At 34.8% G+C, this 19,618-nt stretch carries 18 protein-coding genes; 15 read left to right on the top strand and 3 right to left on the bottom strand.

The genetic code is table 11. The annotated features are described in order from the left end of the window. Positions 1-57: 57 nt before the first annotated feature. The 11 genes from fba (at position 58) to RRB46_RS00345 (ending at position 11,170) form a co-directional block, all read left to right on the top strand. Positions 58-924 carry a class II fructose-1,6-bisphosphate aldolase gene (fba, locus tag RRB46_RS00395; protein ID WP_297689667.1) on the top strand — a complete coding sequence of 289 codons (867 nt, stop codon included), beginning with the start codon at positions 58-60 and terminating at the stop codon, positions 922-924. A gap of 60 nt (positions 925-984) precedes the next feature. Beyond that, positions 985-2,292, top strand: coding sequence for a transcription termination factor Rho (rho, locus tag RRB46_RS00390; protein ID WP_296125984.1), 1,308 nt, complete (start codon positions 985-987; stop codon positions 2,290-2,292). A gap of 67 nt (positions 2,293-2,359) precedes the next feature. After that, positions 2,360-2,563, top strand: coding sequence for a 50S ribosomal protein L31 (gene rpmE, locus RRB46_RS00385; RefSeq protein ID WP_296125987.1), 204 nt, complete (start codon positions 2,360-2,362; stop codon positions 2,561-2,563). 49 nt (positions 2,564-2,612) lie between these two features. Next, positions 2,613-3,407 (top strand): peptide chain release factor N(5)-glutamine methyltransferase, encoded by a 795-nt coding sequence (gene prmC, locus RRB46_RS00380; protein ID WP_311537089.1) that lies wholly within the window; start codon positions 2,613-2,615, stop codon positions 3,405-3,407. A 3-nt stretch (positions 3,408-3,410) separates the two neighbouring features. Continuing rightward, complete coding sequence (gene prfA / locus RRB46_RS00375; RefSeq protein WP_296125993.1) at positions 3,411-4,487, top strand: peptide chain release factor 1; 1,077 nt, start codon at positions 3,411-3,413, stop codon at positions 4,485-4,487. Further along, the gene (locus RRB46_RS00370; RefSeq protein ID WP_296125995.1) at positions 4,488-5,417 is read left to right on the top strand and encodes a cation diffusion facilitator family transporter; all 930 of its coding nucleotides are present in this window, start codon (positions 4,488-4,490) and stop codon (positions 5,415-5,417) included. It abuts the gene before it with no gap. Between the two features lie 10 nt (positions 5,418-5,427). Beyond that, a complete protein-coding gene (locus RRB46_RS00365; RefSeq protein WP_311537088.1) occupies positions 5,428-6,462 on the top strand; it encodes an L-threonylcarbamoyladenylate synthase in 1,035 nt (344 codons plus the stop codon). A gap of 12 nt (positions 6,463-6,474) precedes the next feature. Continuing rightward, the gene (upp, locus tag RRB46_RS00360; protein ID WP_296126002.1) at positions 6,475-7,104 is read left to right on the top strand and encodes a uracil phosphoribosyltransferase; all 630 of its coding nucleotides are present in this window, start codon (positions 6,475-6,477) and stop codon (positions 7,102-7,104) included. A gap of 9 nt (positions 7,105-7,113) precedes the next feature. Beyond that, entirely contained in the window at positions 7,114-8,394 is a 1,281-nt protein-coding gene (murA, locus tag RRB46_RS00355) for a UDP-N-acetylglucosamine 1-carboxyvinyltransferase (protein ID WP_296126005.1), read from the top strand. Then, positions 8,395-10,551 (top strand): ATP-dependent RecD-like DNA helicase, encoded by a 2,157-nt coding sequence (locus RRB46_RS00350; RefSeq protein WP_311537087.1) that lies wholly within the window; start codon positions 8,395-8,397, stop codon positions 10,549-10,551. Next, complete coding sequence (locus tag RRB46_RS00345) at positions 10,541-11,170, top strand: ComF family protein (protein ID WP_297689653.1); 630 nt, start codon at positions 10,541-10,543, stop codon at positions 11,168-11,170. Before RRB46_RS00350 ends, RRB46_RS00345 begins: the two co-directional genes overlap by 11 nt. Before the next feature lie 33 nt (positions 11,171-11,203). Here the strand turns inward: RRB46_RS00345 and scfB are convergent, their stop codons facing one another. From scfB to RRB46_RS00330, 3 genes are all read right to left on the bottom strand, one after another. Then, entirely contained in the window at positions 11,204-12,592 is a 1,389-nt protein-coding gene (gene scfB, locus RRB46_RS00340) for a thioether cross-link-forming SCIFF peptide maturase (protein ID WP_297689621.1), read from the bottom strand. 137 nt (positions 12,593-12,729) lie between these two features. Beyond that, positions 12,730-12,879 (bottom strand): six-cysteine ranthipeptide SCIFF, encoded by a 150-nt coding sequence (gene scfA, locus RRB46_RS00335; RefSeq protein ID WP_106460548.1) that lies wholly within the window; start codon positions 12,877-12,879, stop codon positions 12,730-12,732. A gap of 43 nt (positions 12,880-12,922) precedes the next feature. Further along, a complete protein-coding gene (locus tag RRB46_RS00330) occupies positions 12,923-14,263 on the bottom strand; it encodes an aminotransferase class I/II-fold pyridoxal phosphate-dependent enzyme (RefSeq protein ID WP_311537086.1) in 1,341 nt (446 codons plus the stop codon). Positions 14,264-14,350: 87 nt separating this feature from the next. On the opposite strand from RRB46_RS00330, the gene RRB46_RS00325 reads away from it, so the two are divergent. The 4 genes from RRB46_RS00325 (at position 14,351) to clpB (ending at position 19,441) form a co-directional block, all read left to right on the top strand. Next, on the top strand, positions 14,351-15,220 hold the full coding sequence (locus RRB46_RS00325; protein WP_311537085.1) for an LCP family protein: 870 nt from the start codon (positions 14,351-14,353) through the stop codon (positions 15,218-15,220). 39 nt (positions 15,221-15,259) lie between these two features. Further along, positions 15,260-15,778 carry an adenine phosphoribosyltransferase gene (locus RRB46_RS00320; protein ID WP_106460545.1) on the top strand — a complete coding sequence of 173 codons (519 nt, stop codon included), beginning with the start codon at positions 15,260-15,262 and terminating at the stop codon, positions 15,776-15,778. Positions 15,779-15,930: 152 nt separating this feature from the next. Beyond that, the gene (locus tag RRB46_RS00315) at positions 15,931-16,854 is read left to right on the top strand and encodes a J domain-containing protein (RefSeq protein WP_311537084.1); all 924 of its coding nucleotides are present in this window, start codon (positions 15,931-15,933) and stop codon (positions 16,852-16,854) included. Between the two features lies 1 nt (position 16,855). Beyond that, complete coding sequence (clpB, locus tag RRB46_RS00310; protein WP_311537083.1) at positions 16,856-19,441, top strand: ATP-dependent chaperone ClpB; 2,586 nt, start codon at positions 16,856-16,858, stop codon at positions 19,439-19,441. Positions 19,442-19,618 lie beyond the last annotated feature (177 nt).

The raw sequence follows: 19,618 nt of genomic DNA, 5'->3' as shown, positions 1-19,618 counted from the left end.
GGGTATCATAATAATGAATGGATTAATAAATAGGGCATAAGCCCGGAGGAGATAATAATGTTAGTAAATGCAAAAGAAATGTTAGACTTAGCTTATGAGAAAGGTTATGCAATTGGCCACTTCAATACAAACAACCTTGAATGGACAAAGGCAATCCTACTTGCTGCAGAAGCAAAGAAAACTGCAGTTATCATAGCATCAAGTGAAGGTGCTGCAAAATATATGGGAGGCTTCAAAGTTGTAGCTGACCTAGTTAAAAATCTTCACGATGCTCTAAATATAACTGTTCCTGTGGCAATTCACCTAGACCATGGTTCATATGAAGGTGCAAAAGCTTGTATAGAAGCTGGTTTTACATCAGTAATGTTTGATGGCTCACACTTCCCAATAGATGAAAACCTTGAAAAAACAAGAGAAATTGTTAAACTTGCTCACGAAAAAGGAATCTCAGTAGAAGGTGAAGTAGGCGGAATTGGTGGAGAAGAAGATGGAGTTACATCAGCTGGTGAACTTGCAGATGTTGAAGAATGTAAAAATCTTGCAGCATGTGGTATAGACTTCCTAGCTGCCGGTATCGGTAATATCCACGGTGTATATCCTGCTGACTGGCAAGGACTTAACTTTGAAAGACTACAAGAAATTTCTGATGCAGTTAAAATGCCTATAGTTCTTCACGGTGGTACAGGTATCCCAAGTGATCAAATCAAAAAAGCTATCAGCCTAGGAGTATCAAAAATCAACGTAAACACAGAATGCCAAATCGAATTTGCTAAGGCAACAAGAGCTTATATAGAAGCTGGTAAAGACCAACAAGGCAAGGGCTTTGACCCAAGAAAACTTCTAAAAGACGGTACAGATGCAGTACAAGCCCTAGTAGAAGAAAAAATCGAGATGTTTGGTAGCACAAATAGTGCTCAAAACTAAATACCGATATTAGTAGAAAAATAATAGGGGCCTCGTGCCCCTTGATTTTTTATAAGAATTATGGATAATTTAAAAGATAAAAAACTAGTTGAATTAAGAGAACTTGCAAAAGACTTAGGAATTGAATCAATTAGTAAATATAGAAAAGATGAATTAATAAAGCTCATAGAAGAAGAAAATAAAAATAAAGAAGAAGAAAACCAAGAAGCAAGAGAAAATGACCTGGGATCCAAATTTGATTGTGATGGAATACTTGAAATATTACCAGATGGCTTTGGATTTTTAAGGACCCAGCTTTATGAATCTGGTGATGATGATATATATGTCCCACCTAAGCAAATAAAGATGTTTAGGCTAAAGACAGGTGACTACATAGAAGGAATAGCCAGAGAAAAACACGACAAGGACAAGTTTTCTCCTTTAATATTTGTATCAAGTGTAAATGGAATAAAGCCAGGAGATGCCTTTAATAGGCCGCCTTTTGAAGACTTAACACCAATTTATCCAAATGAGAGAATAAGTGTGGAGACAGATTCTAAACACTTATCTGGCAGAATAATTGATATAATAAGCCCGATAGGTAGGGGCCAAAGGGGTCTTATAGTTTCCCAGCCAAAGGCCGGAAAGACAACACTCATCAAAGAAATAGAAAGAGCCCTAGAAAAAAACTATGATGACCTTAAAATTTTGGTCCTTTTAATCGATGAAAGACCAGAAGAAGTAACAGATTTTATAAGATTTGTAAATGAATATAGGGATCCAGAAAATGTCTTAATGAGGACTGAGGTAGCTGCATCAACCTTTGACATGCCACCACAAAACCATATAGACATAGCAGAAATGGTCTTAGAGCGTGCCAAGAGGTTTGTTGAAGAAAAGAAAGATGTGGTAATACTTCTTGACTCTATAACAAGGCTTGCAAGGGCCTATAATATCATGACTCCTCAATCAGGCAGGACCCTATCAGGTGGTCTAGATCCACTAGCCCTTGTCGGTCCAAAGCAATTTTTTGGTGCAGCTAGAAATATAGAAAATGGTGGGTCACTTACAATACTTGCCACAGCCCTAGTAGATACTGGCTCAAGGATGGATGACATGATCTTTGAAGAATTTAAGGGAACCGGCAATATGGAAATCCACCTTGATAGACGCCTATCAAACCGCAGGATCTTCCCTGCAATCAACATCGAAAAATCATCAACAAGACGTGATGATCTCCTTCTTTCAAAAGAAGAAATGGAAGCTATTTATAAGCTAAGAAACTCCGACCTAAATACAACAGAATCTATTCTAGAGTTAATTGACTGGATGAAAAGAACAAAATCCAACCAAGATTTTGTCAGACTGATAAATTCATCCCTTAAATAACTTGATTTAAGTATACAAAGCAGGTATAATTTTAATTGCTTATTGAAATGGAAGATAGAGGTGAATTATGAAAAAAGAATTACATCCAGAATATCACCAAGCTAAGGTAACTTGCGTGTCTTGTGGCAACGAGTTTACAGTAGGTTCAACAGAAGAAGAAATCAAAGTAGAAGTTTGCAACAATTGCCATCCATTCTATTCTGGTAAACAAAGAACTGCTGAACGTGGTGGTAAGGTAGAAAGATTTAACAAGAAATACGGTAGAAAATAATAGAAAGAAAAATAAGGTAAGGCAACTTACCTTATTTTTGTGTAAAATAATGAAGATATCAGAATTTTTAAAAAAAGATTACAACACAACACTCATAGCCCTAACCTACATTCTAGATAAACCTAAATCTTTTATACTCTTAAATCAAAATTTAGACCTAAAAGAAGAAGAATCTAGAAAATTAAACGATATAATAAATATGAGGAAAGAATCTATTCCCCTTCAATATGCCATAGGTTATTGGGAGTTTTATAATCTAAGGCTTAAGGTTGATCCTAGGGCTCTCATACCAAGATTTGAAACAGAGATAATAGTAGATTATATAATAAAATCTCCCTACAGAAAAGAAAAAATCCTTGATATAGGAACAGGAAGTGGTGCTATAGCCCTAAGTCTTGCCTATAATCTAAAGGACTCTCTTGTCATCGGATCAGATATAGAAGATAAGGCCATAAGCTTAGCTATCGAAAATAAGGACCTTTTGGCTATCAAAAATGTCGACTTTATTAAATCTGATTTGTTTGAAAATATAGATGGGAAATTTGACTTGATAGTATCTAATCCGCCTTATATTAATAAGGTTGATTATAAAAATCTTGATAAGGAGCTTTTTTACGAGCCAAAATCAGCCCTCTATGGTGGAGTCGATGGTTTGGATTTTTATAGGCAAATTATAAAAGAGGCTTCAAATTATTTAAATGATGACGGACACCTAATTTTTGAAATAGGTTATGATCAAAAAGATGAGATTAATGATTTATTAAAGAAAGAAAATTTTATCAATATAAAAAACATTAAAGATTTTAACGATTTTGATAGATTTATTATTGCACAGAAAGGATAAATTATGTTTGAAAATCTAGAACATGTTAGAGAAAATTACAAACAACTTGAATTAAAACTCGCAGATCCAGCAGTTTTATCAGATATGGATCAATTTAGAAAAGTTTCTAAAGAGTATAATTCACTAAAACCAGTAGTTGAAAAATACGAAGAAATTAAAAACGCAGAAGATACAATAGAAGAAAACCAAGAGCTTTTAAATGAAACAGATGATCAAGATATGATCGCTATGCTCAAAGAAGAAATTGATGAAAACAAGAAAAACCTTGAAGTCTTTAAAGATGAGATGCAAATTCTTCTAATACCAAAGGACCCTAACGATGAAAGAGACGTAATCGTTGAAATCAGACCGGGTGCTGGTGGTGATGAGGCAGGCCTCTTTGCTGGTGATCTATATAGAATGTATAACATGTATGCAGACAAGGCTGGTTTTAAGACCGAAGATATTGAGGTCAACACCCAAGGAGTGGGTGGAATCAAAGATGCTACCTTTGTTGTAAGAGGCGAGGGAGCTTATTCTAAATTAAAATACGAATCAGGAGTTCATAGGGTTCAAAGAGTACCTGAAACAGAATCAGGTGGTAGAATTCATACCTCCACAGCAACTGTTGCAGTTCTTCCAGAAGTTGATGAAGTAGAGCTTCACATAGATCCTAATGATATTAGGGTAGATGTTTATAGGTCAAGTGGTAATGGTGGCCAATCAGTAAATACAACCGACTCTGCTGTAAGACTTACCCATATACCAACAGGCCTAGTTGTAGCCATCCAAGATGAAAAGAGCCAGATAAAGAATAAAGATAAGGCCATGAGAGTTCTTAGGGCTAGACTTTATGAGTTAGAAGAAGAAAAAAGAAATAAGGAAATAGCAGATAATAGAAAAAGCCAGGTAGGTACTGGTGATAGGTCTGAAAGAATTAGAACCTATAACTTCCCTCAAGGAAGAATCACCGACCACAGGATTAATAAAACAGTTTACCAACTAGATGATTTTCTAAATGGAGACATAGAAGATATGATTAATTCCCTAATAGCAGAAGATCAAACTAGAAAGTTAGAAAAAATAGGTGAGGAAGAATAGTTGTTTGATTTTCTTGCTAAAAGACTAGTAAAGGATTATAAAAATATTGATAATCCAGATGTAAGGCTTGATTTAATAAGCGTATCATCACTCATAGGCATAATAATGAACATTATACTTTTTATAAGTAAGATTATTTTAGGTTTTGTGAGTAAGTCTACAGCTATCTTAAATGATGCCTTTAACAATCTTTCTGATTCAGTAGTTTCAATCATGGCCTTGGTCGGATCTAGTTTTTCCAAAAAACCAGCCGACAAAGAACATCCATTCGGTCATGGTAGGATAGAATATGTGGTATCCTTACTTGTTTCGATAGTGATTATCTATGTGGGACTTATGCTTTTTATAAATTCTGCAAAGTCTTTTAATGATAGTAATCCTAATGGCCTTAATTTACTAAGCTTTATTATATTATTTGCCGGAATCTTGATAAAACTTTATATTTACAGACTAAATGCAAAATTATATAAGGATTTAGAATCAGACCTAAACTTAGGTGTAATGCTTGATGCTAGAAATGATATAATTTCAACCAGCGCTATTATCTTAGGTGTATTTTTACAAAGATTTGTAAGCTTTAACCTTGATGCTGCAATGGGTATAGTAGTGGCGTTTTTTGTTATAAAACCTGGCATAGACTTATTTAATGAAACAGTAAAATATTTATTAGGTGAAAGAATTGATGAGAATATAGAAGAAAAGATTTCTGAAATACTCTTATCTGGCCAATATATAAAGGGCATTCATCATTTGGATATCCACCAATATGGCAGAGGACAGATAATAGGGTCTTGTCATGTTGAGGTTCCAGGAAATTTGACTGTCAGTGAACTTCATAATGAAATAGACAGGATTGAAAAAATTATTAGGAAGGAAACGGGAGTGATACTTACACTTCACGCTGATCCGACTTATTGTATTTTAGATTAAAGAAGGCTAAATGAAAACAGAAGTTTTAGAGTTAGATAGAAATAACATTGATGAAAAAATAATAAAAAAGGCAGCAAGTTTGATAAATGAGGGAGAACTTGTAGCCTTTCCGACTGAAACAGTTTATGGGCTTGGAGCAGATGGTCTAAGTGATAAGGCTTGTCAGAAAATTTTTAAGGCCAAGCATAGACCAGCCGACAATCCTTTGATTTTACACATTTCAGACCTAGAAATGCTTGAAAAATTAGTAGATGAAATAAGAGATAGGGATAGGGCTCTTTTTAAGCTTTGGCCAGGGCCATTAACACTTATTTTTAAGAAATCTAAGCTAATACCAGATGCAGCAACAGCAGGTGGAGATACTGTAGCCATCAGATTTCCGTCAGATAAGATTGCAAATAAGCTTATAGCTTTTGCAAATACACCAATTGCAGCCCCATCAGCAAATATATCTGGTAGACCGTCACCAACTAATGCAGCTGATGTTTTTTTTGATATGGATGGTATTATACCAATGATCTTAGATGGTGGGGAATCTAATATTGGCATAGAATCTACTGTTCTTGACCTATCAGAAGATATACCAGTAATACTTAGACCTGGTTTTTATACCTATGAGTTTCTAAAAGAGATTATCCCTGATGTGAGACTAGATGATAGCCTTGTAGATGCAAGTGTCAGACCAAAGTCTCCAGGACAAAAATATAAGCATTACGCTCCAAAGGCTAAGATGAGAGTATTTGTAGGGGATGGAGCAAAAGATTATATTTATGATCTTGCAAATTCTTATAAAGAAAAATTATATAGGGTAGGAATATTAGGATTTGAGGATTCTAAAGAAATATTTAAAAATTTTGATTTTATAAGCTTTGGTGATAGGAGTGACTTATCTACAATGAGCCATGTTTTATTTTCTGCCTTAAGGCAGATGGATAGGATGGATGTAGATATTATTCTAGCAGAAGGTGTTAAGGAAAATCATTTGGGTAAGAGTATAATGAATAGGATGAAAAAATCGGCAGCAGGCGATGTGAATTATATATAGGAGATAAGAAATATGAAAAATGTAAAAGTATTAGACCATCCAGTAATCAAACATAAAATTTCCATCTTAAGAGATATTAATACAGGCTCAAACGAGTTTAGATCTCTAGTTACAGAAATAGCTATGATGTTAGCTTATGAAGCTACTTCAGATTTAGAGCTTGAAGAATATGAAGTAGAAACTCCAGTTGCAAAGACAACGGGCTATAGGCTTACAGGCAAAAAAATCGGTATCGTTCCAATCCTAAGAGCAGGTCTTGGAATGGTTGATGGGGTATTAGAAGTCTTACCAGCAGCTAAGATTGGCCATATTGGTATGTATAGAAATGAAGAAACTCTTCAACCTGTAGAATATTATTGCAAGCTTCCAAGTGATGTTGAAAACAGGGATATCCTTGTAGTAGATCCAATGCTTGCAACAGGTGGTTCAGCTTGTGATGCTATAGATAGACTAAAAGAATATGGTTGTAAATCTATAAAATTACTAAGCGTTATAGCAGCACCTGAAGCTTTCAAATTGCTTGAAGAAAAGCATCCAGATGTCAAGGTTTATATTGCACAGCTTGATGAGAAATTAAATGAAAATGGCTATATAGTACCTGGACTTGGTGACGCTGGGGATAGGCTGTTTGGTACTAAGTAAGGATTAATTATGGCAGAAAAAGAAATATTAGTAATAAATTCTAATGGACCACTCAAGGGAGAAGTAAATATATCGGGGGCAAAAAACTCTGCCCTTCCAATTCTTGCTGCTTGTGTTTTGGGTACAGAAGAAATAATATTAGATGGGGTTCCTGAGCTTAAGGACGTAGAGATAATGGTGGAAGTTCTCAAACACCTAGGAAGCGAAGTCAAATACTTAGATACAAACACCCTAAGTATAAATTCCGCATCAATAAATACCTGCGAGACACCATTTGAACTTATGGATAAGATGAGGGCATCCTTTGTAGTAATGGGACCACTTTTATCTAGGTTTAATGCAGCCTACACCAAGGCTCCAGGTGGATGTAACATAGGAAGTCGACCAATAGATCTTCACCTAAAGGGTTTTGAGGCCCTAGGAGCTTCTAACTCTATAAATGATGATGAAATATCAATCGAGGCTAAAAATGGCCTAGTAGGTACAGAAATATATCTAGACTTCCCATCAGTAGGAGCTACACAAAATATAATGATGGCAGCTTGCCTTGCAAAAGGTAAGACAACCTTAGAAAATGCTGCTAAGGAGCCAGAGATAGTTGACCTAGCTTCCTTCCTATCAAAAATGGGAGCAAGTATCAAGGGAGCTGGTACATCAACCATTGTAATAAGTGGAGTTGAAAAGCTAAAGGGAACAAGACACACCATAATTCCAGATAGAATAGAAGCAGCAAGCTACATGACAGCTGCAGCAATGACAAGGGGAGAGGTATTGATAAACAATGTTATCGGAAGCCACATCAGACCAGTTATTGCAAAGCTAGTTGAAATGGGTGTTGAAGTCGAAGAAATAGAAGATGAGGATAAGATAATAGTAAGGGCCAACGAGGGCAAGCTTAAGGCAACAAACATCCAGACCCTTCCATATCCAGGTTTTCCAACAGATGCTCAAGCTCAATTTATGGCGCTAATGACAGTTTGTGAGGGTGAAAGTAGAATACAAGAAACTGTTTTTGAAAACAGGTTTATGCACGTAAACGAACTTTCTAAAATGGGGGCAGTAATTGCAACATCTGGCAACAGGGCAACTATAGCAGGTGTAACAAAGCTTCATGGAGCAGATGTTAAGGCAACAGATCTAAGAGCAGGAGCAGCTCTTGTCATGGCTGGTCTTGTTGCAGAAGGAACTACCAGAGTATTTGATATCTACCACATAGATAGGGGCTATTCAAATTTAGTAGAAAAGCTAACAAAGCTTGGAGCAGATATTAAGAGAGTAAGAGTAAAATAAATGAAAATAGAAGGCATAGTTACAAACATTAGGTATAGAAATGATGAAAGTGGTTATAGTGTGATGACACTAGAAACCGCTGATTCAGATATTACCATTGTTGGTACTATGCCTATTTTTAATGAGGGAGATAGGATAGAAGTCGATGGCGATTTGATCTATCACGATAAGTATGGCGAGCAGATAAATGTTAGAAATGTAAGTCTTAAAAAGCCATCTGATAAGGAATCAATCATTAAATTTTTATCAAATTCAAATATAAGAGGAATTGGGCCTAAAACTGCCAAGGCCATCTACCAAAAATTTGGAAATGAGTCCTTAGATATCTTGTATAATCACACAGATAAGCTTTTAGAAGTAGAAGGTATAGGCAAGAAAAAACTAAGAGATATAAGCTTATCAGTAGAAGATAGTAGAGATTCTAGAAAAACTATGGAATTTCTAAATAAGCTTAGGATTTCTTACAATCTTTCTATGAAAATCTATAACAAATACGGGGAAAATACCAGAGACATAATAAAGGCAAATCCTTATAAGCTCATAGAAGATATAAAGGGAATTGGTTTTAACATGGCAGATAGCCTTGCTCGTAGTATGGAAATGAAAGTCAATTCATCTTTTCGTATATCAGCAGGACTTTCCTATGTGATCGATTATGAGGCTGATTTTAACGGGCACACAAGCTTAAAATTAGATGATTTGATTATTAAAACTCAAAATTTACTAAAGGTAGATAAAGACCTAATAGCTAGACAAGTTGAAGAAGATTTGCTTTCTGGAAAACTTGAGCTTGTTGTTATAGATGATAATTCTTATGTATATGCCAAAAGCCTTTATAAGTCAGAAAAATCGGTGGCAATGAATTTAGCTAAAAAAATCAAAGCTAAATACATATTTGATGTGAGTATAAATGAAGACTTAGACCCATATTCCAAGGAACAAAAAGAAGCGATAAATAAGGCCTTTGAGAATATGCTACTTGTAATAACTGGTGGTCCAGGTACTGGTAAAACAACCATAATCAATGCCATAACAAAGATTCTTGATGATAATGACCTATCCTATGCCTTGGCAGCACCAACAGGCAGGGCGGCCAAAAGAATGCAAGAATCTACTGGCAAGGAGTCCTACACCATCCATAGACTTGTTGGGATCAGGCCAGATATGCCTATAGCTGAATATAATGAAGAAAATCCAATCGAAAAAGATTATATAATTGTAGATGAGATGAGTATGGTTGATATTTACCTGATGAAAAGTCTTCTCGATGCTATAGGGGAAAATACAGCCCTAATCCTGGTGGGAGATAGCGACCAGCTTCCATCAGTAGGCCCTGGTAATGTCTTATCAGATATTTTAGAAACCAATATTAATTCAGTGAGGCTAGAAAAAATATTTAGGCAGGCAGGAGAATCTAATATAGTTTTAAATGCCCACAGGATAAATAAGGGTGAATATCCATTTTTAAACCAACCAGGCAAGGATTTTTTCTTTATAAATGCAAATTCTAGAAATTTTAAAGAAAGTCTCCTAGAATTAATAAAAGATAGGCTGCCTAATTTCTATAAACTTGACCCGACAAATGATATCCAGGTCCTATCTCTATCAAGAAAGACAGCTTGGGGAGTTGATTCTATAAATGAAGCCATCCAAGAAACTATAAATAAGCAAAATATTTTTTTGAAGATCAATAATAAGACTTTTAAACTCTATGATAAGGTCATGCAGGTTAGGAATAATTATGATTTAAAGGCTATTAATATAGTTGAAAATGACGATGGGGTTTATAATGGAGATATTGGCATTATTAAAGAAATAGACACAAATGAAGAAAGTCTTAAGGTAGAATTTGAAGATGGTAAGGTCATAAAATATAAAAAAGAAGACATAAAAGATCTAGACCTATCATATGCTATTACAGTCCACAAGTCACAAGGTTCAGAATTTAAGTGTGTGATAATTCCTATGATGCAGGTAGCGCCTATGCTTTTAACAAGAAACCTACTTTATACTGGTATCACAAGAGCTAAGAGTCTGGTAATTTTATTGGGTGAGAAGCGATTTATAAAGACAATGGTTGACAATAATAGGTCAAATAAGAGAAATACTAACCTAGCATATTGGATAGGGGAAATGGAGTCTATACTTGCTGATTGATTTTTTATTTTTAGACCCAAACAAGTGTTATATTTGCAAGGAAGAATACATCTACAAATACCATATCTGTAGGGATTGCTTTGATAAACTAGACTATGTAGACAATGAGTTTCTAGTAGGAAATACCAAGGCTTATGCCATGTTTTTTTATGATGATTTTTTTAAAATACTAATAGGGAATTATAAGTTTGAAAGAAATACATCCCTTTCTAGAGTATTTTCTGAATTTCTCTATGAATATGGGACTAGGAAGGGCTTATTTGAAGTTGATTATATCTTGACATCTCCGTCTTCAAAATCAACCCTAATAGATAGGGGATTTGATCAAATAAGGATGATTACAGATGACTTTATAGAAAGGATAAGGCCAAGCTATCTGGATGAATTTATAAAGGTAAAAGACACCAAGGCTCAGCATAATCTAGGCAGGGAGGAAAGGAGTCTCAACCTAGTTGATGCTTTTGTTTGCCAAAAAGATTTGACAGATAAGTCTGTTCTTATCATCGATGATATTTTAACAACAGGCAATACGGCCAAGGAAATCATTAAAGTATTAAAAGCATCTCATGCCAAAGAAATAAAAGTATTGGCCCTTGCTTCAGAAAAAAGGGTAATCTAAAAGCCAAGCGCAAGCTTGGCTTTACTTTTGTCTTTAAGCAAGACTTTCTTCTTTTTCAGCTTCCTTAAGGAATTCATAAATTTTCACGGCGAGAGCCATTTCAATTCTTTTTCTAAATAATTTACAAGAATATTCGTGGGTGTGGTTTAAATCGCCTGTGGCATTATAATTATTTGCCGCACAGCCTCCTGAACAATACATATTAGCCCAGCAAGACCTACATTCTTCCTTAGAATAGCAGTTGCATGTTTTAAAGCGATTTACCAGGTCCTTATTTTTGACTCCATCATAGATATTTCCGATTATGAAGTCTTCATTGCCTACAAATTGATGGCAAGGATAGAGGTCTCCTGTAGGGGTTACTGCCATATATTCTGTACCAGAACCGCATCCAGAAAGTCTCTTGTGGATACAAGGCCCATTTTCAAGATCAATCATATAGTGGTAGAAAATAAATTTATCATCCTTATCAATTGCTTCCATCATCATGTCAGCAAGTTTCTCATATTGATCATATAGGGTATCAAGGTGCTCATCTTTTAGGGCATATTCATTATCAGGTGAGCCAACAACTGGTTCAAGGGATGTCCTCTTAAAACCTAAGTCAAGATAAGTCTTGATATCTTCTGTAAAATCAAGGTTATTGGCTGTATAGGTTCCTCTCATATAGTATTCCTTATCACCACGTCTTTCGACAAGTTTTTGGAATTTTGGAACTATAAGGTCAAAGGAACCTGTTCCCTTAATAGTTTTCCTGAAGTGGTCGTGCTTTTCGCGTCTTCCATCCAGGGATAAGACTACATTTTTCATATTTTCATTTAAGTAGTCTATATTTTCGTCATTTAGAAGTAGGCCATTGGTTGTAAGGGTGAAGTTAAAGTGTTTATTAAACTCTTCTTCCTTGCTTCTTGCATAGTCTACTGTGTATTTTACAACGCCTAGGTTCATCAAAGGTTCACCACCAAAAAAGTCTATATCTAAATTATAGTGGCTTCCAGAATATTCTAGTAAAAAGTCAATAGCAGCCTTGGCAACTTCTTTTGACATAATCGCATCAGGTCCATGATAGGTTCCACCCTTAGCAAAGCAATAATCGCAGGTAAAATTGCAGGTATGGGCCACATTTAGGCAAAGAGCCTTAATAGTTGTAGGTCTTTTTGTTACATCTATGGCAAGGTCCTTGAAATTATCTTCTGTAAACAATTGGCCGCTTTCAATAAGGTCGCTTACTTCATTGAAGGCAGCTTCTAATTCTTCATCTGTCACATTGTACTTAAGGCTTAAATCTGTTTTTAGCTTTTCTATGTCAGAATCCTTGTAAGATTCTATAATATCGTATGTAAGGTCATCTACTAGATGAACAGAACCACTGTATATATCCAAAACAATATTAAAACCCTTAGCTTTATATTGATGTATCATTATTCCTCCTATGGTTTTTTAACCTAATATATTATACTTAATTACTAGGAATATAAAAGTTAAGAATACAAAAAGACCCTCGCAATTACCCAAAAAAATCAGATAAGATTTGCAAAGGCCTCCTAATATGTAAGCTCTTATTTATTTTTTTTGCTAACACATTCTTGGTTTGCAACTCCGCAAGATGTTTTGCAAGCAGATTGGCAAGAAGTTTGGCATTCACCACAACCACCATCTTTTTTGCTCTTGTGTAAGTTTCTTGTATTTAATGTAAGAATTCTTTTCATAATACACTCCTTATAATTCATCTTGTATATAATTTTAGCATTTTTATTCAATTTTGTCAATAAGACAAGAAATATCATCTTCTATATTTATAGTAAGGCCCTTTGATTTCATAAAATTTAGGCTAGCCAAGATATTTTTATCAAGAATCTCCCCTGGCGTGATGATAGGTATTCCAGGTGGATAGGCATAGACAAATTCCCCGGAAATGTGATTGAGAGCCCTATTTAATTTCACTTTGGATTTTTCTTTTTCATAAGCCTCAAATAGCTCATATTTTTTGATAGGCTTTGGATAGGTAAACTTATAAGAATTGTCAGCTTTTAAAAGTGCCTTATCAATTTTCATTAAGACTTCTTTTAAATATACAAAAGCTTCCTTTCTATCAAAAATACTTGCTATTAAAAGGGCATAGGATGGATAGGCCATTTCTATTTCAATCTTATTTTTCCTAAGGATTTCTTGAAGTTCAACACCGCTTATATTTGTGTTTTTACACGAAATCAAAATTTTAGACCTGTCCTTATCCTTGTGGTTAATAAGCTTTAAATTTTTAAGGTCAAGGTCATAAAGTTCATCTAAATTTTTATTTAAGTTATCCATCATCCCATAAAACTTGTCGAAATTTTCTATCATTTCATCTATTGATTGTAAAATTAGGTAGGATGGGGAAGAGCTTTGAAATATTGCCATATTCTCCCTAAGGCTTCCTATCAAAGACTCATCATTTACCAAAAGTGCGGCAGATGGGGTAAGGGCTGAGAGATTTTTATGAAAGGATGTGACAGCTAGGTCAAAGCAATTTTTATATAGGTCGTTAAGGTATAAGTGGCTGCCATGGGCTAGGTCTACAAAAAGTTTGGTCTCATATTTTTGGCATATGCCATAAATTTTTTCTAGATCGAGTATATAGCCTTCATAGGAAGGACTTGTCACCACAACAGCCCCATGGGATTTGCTTTTTAACTTATTTTCTAAAATATTATAATCGATACCTGCTACAGCGCTTACTTCATCTGTTATTATATCAATATATTCGACCTTACACTTATTTATTAAAGCTGCATTATAAACAGCCTTATGGGAAGATCTCTGTATAAGGAGATTGTTATTGTTTTTGCTGAGGCTTCTTATTGCTGCAAGGATGCCATTTGTTGATCCATTTGTAGAAATTATAGCATCTTTCACCTGATAATTTTTGGCGATAGCTTTTTCCATTTCAACAAAGATTTCTTTGGGGTCATTAAGGTTATCAAGACCTTCTATTTCTGTAAAATCTCTTCTATAAGCTAGGTCATTTCTTAAAAGCTCTGATCTTTTGTGGCCTGGCATATGGAAGGGATAGGTATTTTCATTTAGATATTCATCGATTTTTTTTATTAACATGCTTCCTCCTTCCTATATTATAGCCTAACTTACAAATATTTTAAGAAAATCTTAGAAAATGGGTGTAAAATAGTGATAGGTGATGAAATGAAAAATAATATGATAAAAATAATAAAATCAGTGCTTGTATTTTTGATGTTTGTAGTTATTTTTGCTGCAGGTTTTCTCTTGCTAAACTTTTTTAAAAATGATGGAACTGGTGGTGAAATTTTTGATATTTCAAAGGACAAGGAGTTTATGTTCTTGCTTGCAGGTGTTGACTCAACTGGAGAAGATACAGGAACAAGGACAGATACACTTATGCTTGTCAATGTGAATAAGGATAAAAACACAATAGATATGATATCAATCCCAAGAGATTCCTACGTTTCTATCAGGGGATCAATGGATAAGATTAATGCAGCCCACTCTTATGGTGGAATTGATCTTACAATGGAAGTTGTGAGAGATTTTCTAGGAATAAATCTGGACAAGTACTTTGTTATTTCCTTTGATGCAGTTATTGCAGGGATAAATGCTCTCGGCGGTATGGATGTAGAAGTAAGTAATGAAGTAGCAAGTGCCATGGGCATTAGCCCAGGAATAAGGAAAATGAGAGGTGATGAGGTCTTAGCCTATGTTCGCTTTAGAAAGGGCTATCAAAATGCAGACCTTGGTAGGATAAATACTCAACAAGATTTTATGAAGCAGTTTATAAAGGAGGCGACAAAGGTAGAAAATATCAGCAAGCTTCCATCAGTCTACAAGGCCATGAAACCATATATTAAGACAAATATAGGGCTTAAAAATCTTTCGTCCTTAGCTTTAGATTTTAAGAGTGTAGACCCTTCAAATATTAATTCTATTCGCCTTGAAGGTGAGCCATTTAATGCAGGTGGTATATCTTATTTTAAGGTTTATCCTAATTCTATAGAAGAAATTAGGCAAAATTATTTAAAATCTTATTTAAGAAATTAATAATAGGGTATAATACAAATGTACTAAGATGGAGGAGACATGGACATAAAATCATTAATCAGAGTAATTGAAGACTATCCAGAAAAAGGCATATCTTTCAAAGATATCACAACCCTACTTAAAAATAGGGAAGGCTTTAAAGAAACCCTAGATAGGTTAGAAGAAGCATTAAAAGATTACGAATTTGACTATATAGCAGGTGTAGAATCAAGAGGACTTATCTTTGGTGCACCCCTTGCTGATAGGCTAAATAAGGGCTTTATTCCAATTAGAAAACCAGGCAAATTACCTGGAGAAATTGAAAGAGTATCCTATGAGTTAGAATATGGTTCAAATGAACTTGAAATCCACAAGGATGCCCTAAAACCAGGAGATAAGATTGTAATAGTAGATGATCTTATAGCTACAGGTGGATCTGCTAAGGCAAGTGCAAAACTAGTTGAAAGCCTTGGAGCAGAAGTTGTATGTTTTGAATTTTTAATCGAACTTACAGGTCTAAAGGGTAGAGAATATCTAAAAGATTACGATGTAATATCAATAGTAGAATATGACCACTAAAAATTGGAGCTTTCTTAGTAAAGCTCTTTTTTGTTGTTAATTTATTTAGAAATTATTGGTCAAAATCTTATAAATATACTTGAAATGCATATTTAAGTCAGTATAATTAAATTAAGGTCAGAGATGGTCAAATAAAAAAGATGGAGGTAAATATGCAATATAAAGATTACTATGAAGTGCTAGGGGTGGACAAGAAAGCTAGCGCTGATGAGATCAAAAAAGCTTATAGAAAATTAGCTAAAAAATACCACCCAGACCTTCATCCAGATGATGAAAGTGCACACAAAAAATTTACAGAAATAAACGAAGCCTACGAGGTTTTATCAGATCCTGATAAGAGACAAAAGTATGATACCTTTGGTTCAGGAGCCAATTTCACAGGCGGTCAGAATTTTGACCCAAGAGATTTTGGTTTTGATTTTGGAAACTTCGGTAACGGCTCATACACATATACAAGTTCGAATGATTCAGGTTTTTCAGACTTTTTTGATACCCTCTTTGGAGGTTTTGGATCTAAAAGTCAAAGCACAGGCCACAGTTCAAGGTTTGGAGGCTTTGGCAACGGGTTTTCAAAAAGAGAAAAATCTAAGCTAAATACCGAAGTTACTATATCAATAGATGAAGCCATGGAAGGCACATCTAGAAAGATATCTGTTAACTCACAAGGAAGGCTTACCGATATAGATGTTAAAATACCAAAGGGTCTTAAAAACAAAAATAAAATTAGGATTGATGGCTCAAAATACGGTCTTGCAGCAGATATATATGTAAAAGTTAACATAAAAGATGATGAAGACCTTGCTCTTGATGGGATAGATTTAATCAAAAAAATTAAGCTTAGCCCATGGGATGCCTACTTTGGAAAAAAGGTAAAGGTAGATACTAAGTCAGGGGCCTTGCTGGTAAATATTCCAGAAAAAATAACCACAGGCAAAAAAATTAGACTAAAAGATAGGGGCTATGTAGATAGGAAAAATAACAAGGGTGATTTAATCCTTGAAATCCAAATAGATAACCCAGTTCTTAATGAAGAACAAATCGAATTATATAAAAAGTTAAAAGAAATCGAGGGATAATATGGATAACAATAAATTAACACAAAAATCAATAGAAGCAATAAACAATGCAAATTCAATGGCTATAAAAGATGCAAACCCAGAAGTAACTGAGTTTCATCTTGGCCTAGCCCTAGTAGAAAGTTCAGATTCCTATGTATCAATGGTTTTAAAAGACATGGGAGTAGATGTAAATTCTTATAAAAACGACTTAGAGAAAAAGATAGAGTCCTTACCAAAACAATCAGGCAATGCCAAAACCTATCCATCACAAGTATTTCAAAGGATATTTTTAAAGGCAGAAGATGAAGCAGAAGCAATGGGGGATTCCTTTATATCAGTAGAGCACATCTACCTATCACTTCTTAAGGAAAAAAGTGAAATCACAGACCTTAACAAGAGATATAACATTACCTACAAAGCTTTCAAAGATACTGTCCTAAAAGTCAGGAATGGTCAAAAAGTTACTAGTGATAATCCAGAAGAAACTTCAAATCCTCTAGAAAAATTCGGTAGAGATCTAACAGCAGAAGCTAGGGAAGGTAAGATTGACCCAGTTATTGGTAGGGATAGTGAGATTAGAAATGCTCTTAGAATCCTAAGTAGGCGTAAGAAAAACAACCCTGTCCTAATTGGTCAACCAGGTGTTGGTAAGACTGCAATTGTTGAAGGTCTTGCCCAAAGAATTGTAAATAACGATGTTCCAGAGCCATTACAAGGAAGGAGGATTTTCTCACTTGACATGGGTGCCCTAGTAGCTGGTGCTAAATATAGGGGTCAATTTGAGGAAAGGCTAAAGGCGGTAATTGAAGAAGTCAAAAAGTCTGAAGGACAGATTATAATGTTCATCGATGAAATCCACACCATAGTTGGCGCTGGTAAGAGCGAGGGCGCAATGGATGCATCAAATATCATGAAACCAATGCTTGCTCGTGGAGAAATCAAGGTGATAGGTGCTACAACCCTAAACGAATATAGGGAATACATCGAAAAAGATGGGGCCCTAGAAAGAAGATTCCAAAAGGTAATGGTAGATGAACCATCTGTAGAAGATACTATTTCAATCCTAAGGGGAATCAAAGAAAAATACGAAGTCTACCACGGAATTAGAATCCAAGATAGTGCTGTAATTGCAGCAGCTGAATTATCTGACAGGTATATATCTGATAGGTTTTTGCCAGATAAGGCAATTGACCTTATGGATGAAGCATGTGCTACAGTTAGGACTGAAATTGATACCATGCCTAGCTACCTAGATGAGCAAAAGAGAAAGCTTTTACAATTACAAATTGAAATAACAGCTCTTAAAAAAGAAGAAGATGAGTATTCTAAGAAAAGACTTGAAGAGTTAGAAAAAGAATTGGCAGACCTTTCTGAAAAATATAATGAAGATTTCCTCAAATGGAAAGAACAAAAATCTGCTATAGATGAAGTTAAGGATATAAAAGAAGAAATCGACAGGGTCAAGATAGAAATTGACCAAGCTGAGAGATCTTACGATTTTGAAAAATTATCAGAGCTTAAATATGGCAAGCTAGTTGCTCTTGAAAATAAATTAAAAGAAGCAAGTGGTAAGTCAGAAAATGAAAACAAAGAAGCTATAAAAGAGGAAGTTACAGATGAAGATGTAGCTGATGTAGTAAGTTCTTGGACTAATATACCAGTATCAAAACTTGTAGAAAGCGAAAGAACTAAGATCCTCCACCTAGATGAGACCCTACATGAAAGGGTAATCGGCCAAGATGAAGCTATCAAGGCAGTAGCAGATGCTATAATTAGGGCAAGATCTGGTCTTAAAGATGAAAGTAGGCCAATAGGATCATTTATCTTCCTAGGTCCTACAGGTGTTGGTAAAACAGAGCTTGCAAAGAGCCTAACAGAGGCTATGTTTGATGATGAGCACAATATGATAAGGATAGATATGTCAGAATATATGGAAAAATATTCTGTATCAAGACTTATAGGTGCAGCTCCTGGCTATGTTGGCTATGAAGAAGGTGGCCAATTAACAGAGGCTGTAAGACGTAAACCTTACTCAGTAATTTTATTTGATGAGATAGAAAAGGCCCATCCAGATGTCTTTAATATACTTTTACAAGTATTAGATGATGGAAGGCTTACAGATAGTCAAGGTAGGACTGTGGACTTTAAAAATACAATCATAATAATGACTTCAAACATCGGTAGCCAGTACCTAATTGATGGTCTAAAAGAAGATGGCACAATCAAGGAAGAAAACAAATATCAAGTAGAAGAAACCCTAAGACACTCCTTTAAGCCAGAATTTTTAAACAGGATTGACGACATAGTTATGTTTACACCACTAACAAGCGATCAAGTTTATGAAATAATAGACCTACAAATCGATAACATTAGAAAGAGACTAGCTGATAGGGATATCAAACTTGAAATAAGCCCAGCAGCAAAAGAATATATCCTAGAAAATTCTTATGATGTAGAATATGGTGCAAGGCCAGTTAAGAGATTCCTACAAAGAAATGTTGAAACAATGCTAGGTAAATTAATCATAGAAGGAAAGGTAGCAGAAAAAGATACAGCTATTTTAGTCCTAGATGAGAATAATAATTTGACCTTTGAAGTTAAATAGCTTAGTTAAGACAAGTAGAAAAATAGACAGAGTGATTTAATGAATTGCTCTGTCTATTTTTTGGCTATTTTAAGCCAAAACTACTATATATAGTATTTAATTGCGATTTGAATACTATATATAGTACTAATTATTTTACAGGAAATCTTATTTGTGGTATCATATATACATAAGATT

Origin of the sequence: uncultured Anaerococcus sp. (genome assembly GCF_963512375.1) — a bacterium.
In the GTDB taxonomy this organism is placed as follows: Bacteria; Bacillota; Clostridia; order Tissierellales; family Peptoniphilaceae; genus Anaerococcus.
The sequence above is the reverse complement of the archived record's forward strand: the minus strand, read 5'-3'. Positions and strand labels throughout refer to the sequence as shown.

Bases quoted from the DNA above. Each gene is read 5' to 3' on its own strand.
- fba (WP_297689667.1), top strand. From the start codon at position 58: ATGTTAGTAAATGCAAAAGAAATGTTAGACTTAGCTTATGAGAAAGGT.
- rho (WP_296125984.1), top strand. From the start codon at position 985: ATGGATAATTTAAAAGATAAAAAACTAGTTGAATTAAGAGAACTTGCA.
- rpmE (WP_296125987.1), top strand. From the start codon at position 2,360: ATGAAAAAAGAATTACATCCAGAATATCACCAAGCTAAGGTAACTTGC.
- prmC (WP_311537089.1), top strand. From the start codon at position 2,613: ATGAAGATATCAGAATTTTTAAAAAAAGATTACAACACAACACTCATA.
- prfA (WP_296125993.1), top strand. From the start codon at position 3,411: ATGTTTGAAAATCTAGAACATGTTAGAGAAAATTACAAACAACTTGAA.
- RRB46_RS00365 (WP_311537088.1), top strand. From the start codon at position 5,428: ATGAAAACAGAAGTTTTAGAGTTAGATAGAAATAACATTGATGAAAAA.
- upp (WP_296126002.1), top strand. From the start codon at position 6,475: ATGAAAAATGTAAAAGTATTAGACCATCCAGTAATCAAACATAAAATT.
- murA (WP_296126005.1), top strand. From the start codon at position 7,114: ATGGCAGAAAAAGAAATATTAGTAATAAATTCTAATGGACCACTCAAG.
- RRB46_RS00350 (WP_311537087.1), top strand. From the start codon at position 8,395: ATGAAAATAGAAGGCATAGTTACAAACATTAGGTATAGAAATGATGAA.
- scfB (WP_297689621.1), bottom strand. From the start codon at position 12,592: ATGATACATCAATATAAAGCTAAGGGTTTTAATATTGTTTTGGATATA.
- scfA (WP_106460548.1), bottom strand. From the start codon at position 12,879: ATGAAAAGAATTCTTACATTAAATACAAGAAACTTACACAAGAGCAAA.
- RRB46_RS00330 (WP_311537086.1), bottom strand. From the start codon at position 14,263: ATGTTAATAAAAAAAATCGATGAATATCTAAATGAAAATACCTATCCC.
- RRB46_RS00325 (WP_311537085.1), top strand. From the start codon at position 14,351: ATGAAAAATAATATGATAAAAATAATAAAATCAGTGCTTGTATTTTTG.
- RRB46_RS00320 (WP_106460545.1), top strand. From the start codon at position 15,260: ATGGACATAAAATCATTAATCAGAGTAATTGAAGACTATCCAGAAAAA.
- RRB46_RS00315 (WP_311537084.1), top strand. From the start codon at position 15,931: ATGCAATATAAAGATTACTATGAAGTGCTAGGGGTGGACAAGAAAGCT.
- clpB (WP_311537083.1), top strand. From the start codon at position 16,856: ATGGATAACAATAAATTAACACAAAAATCAATAGAAGCAATAAACAAT.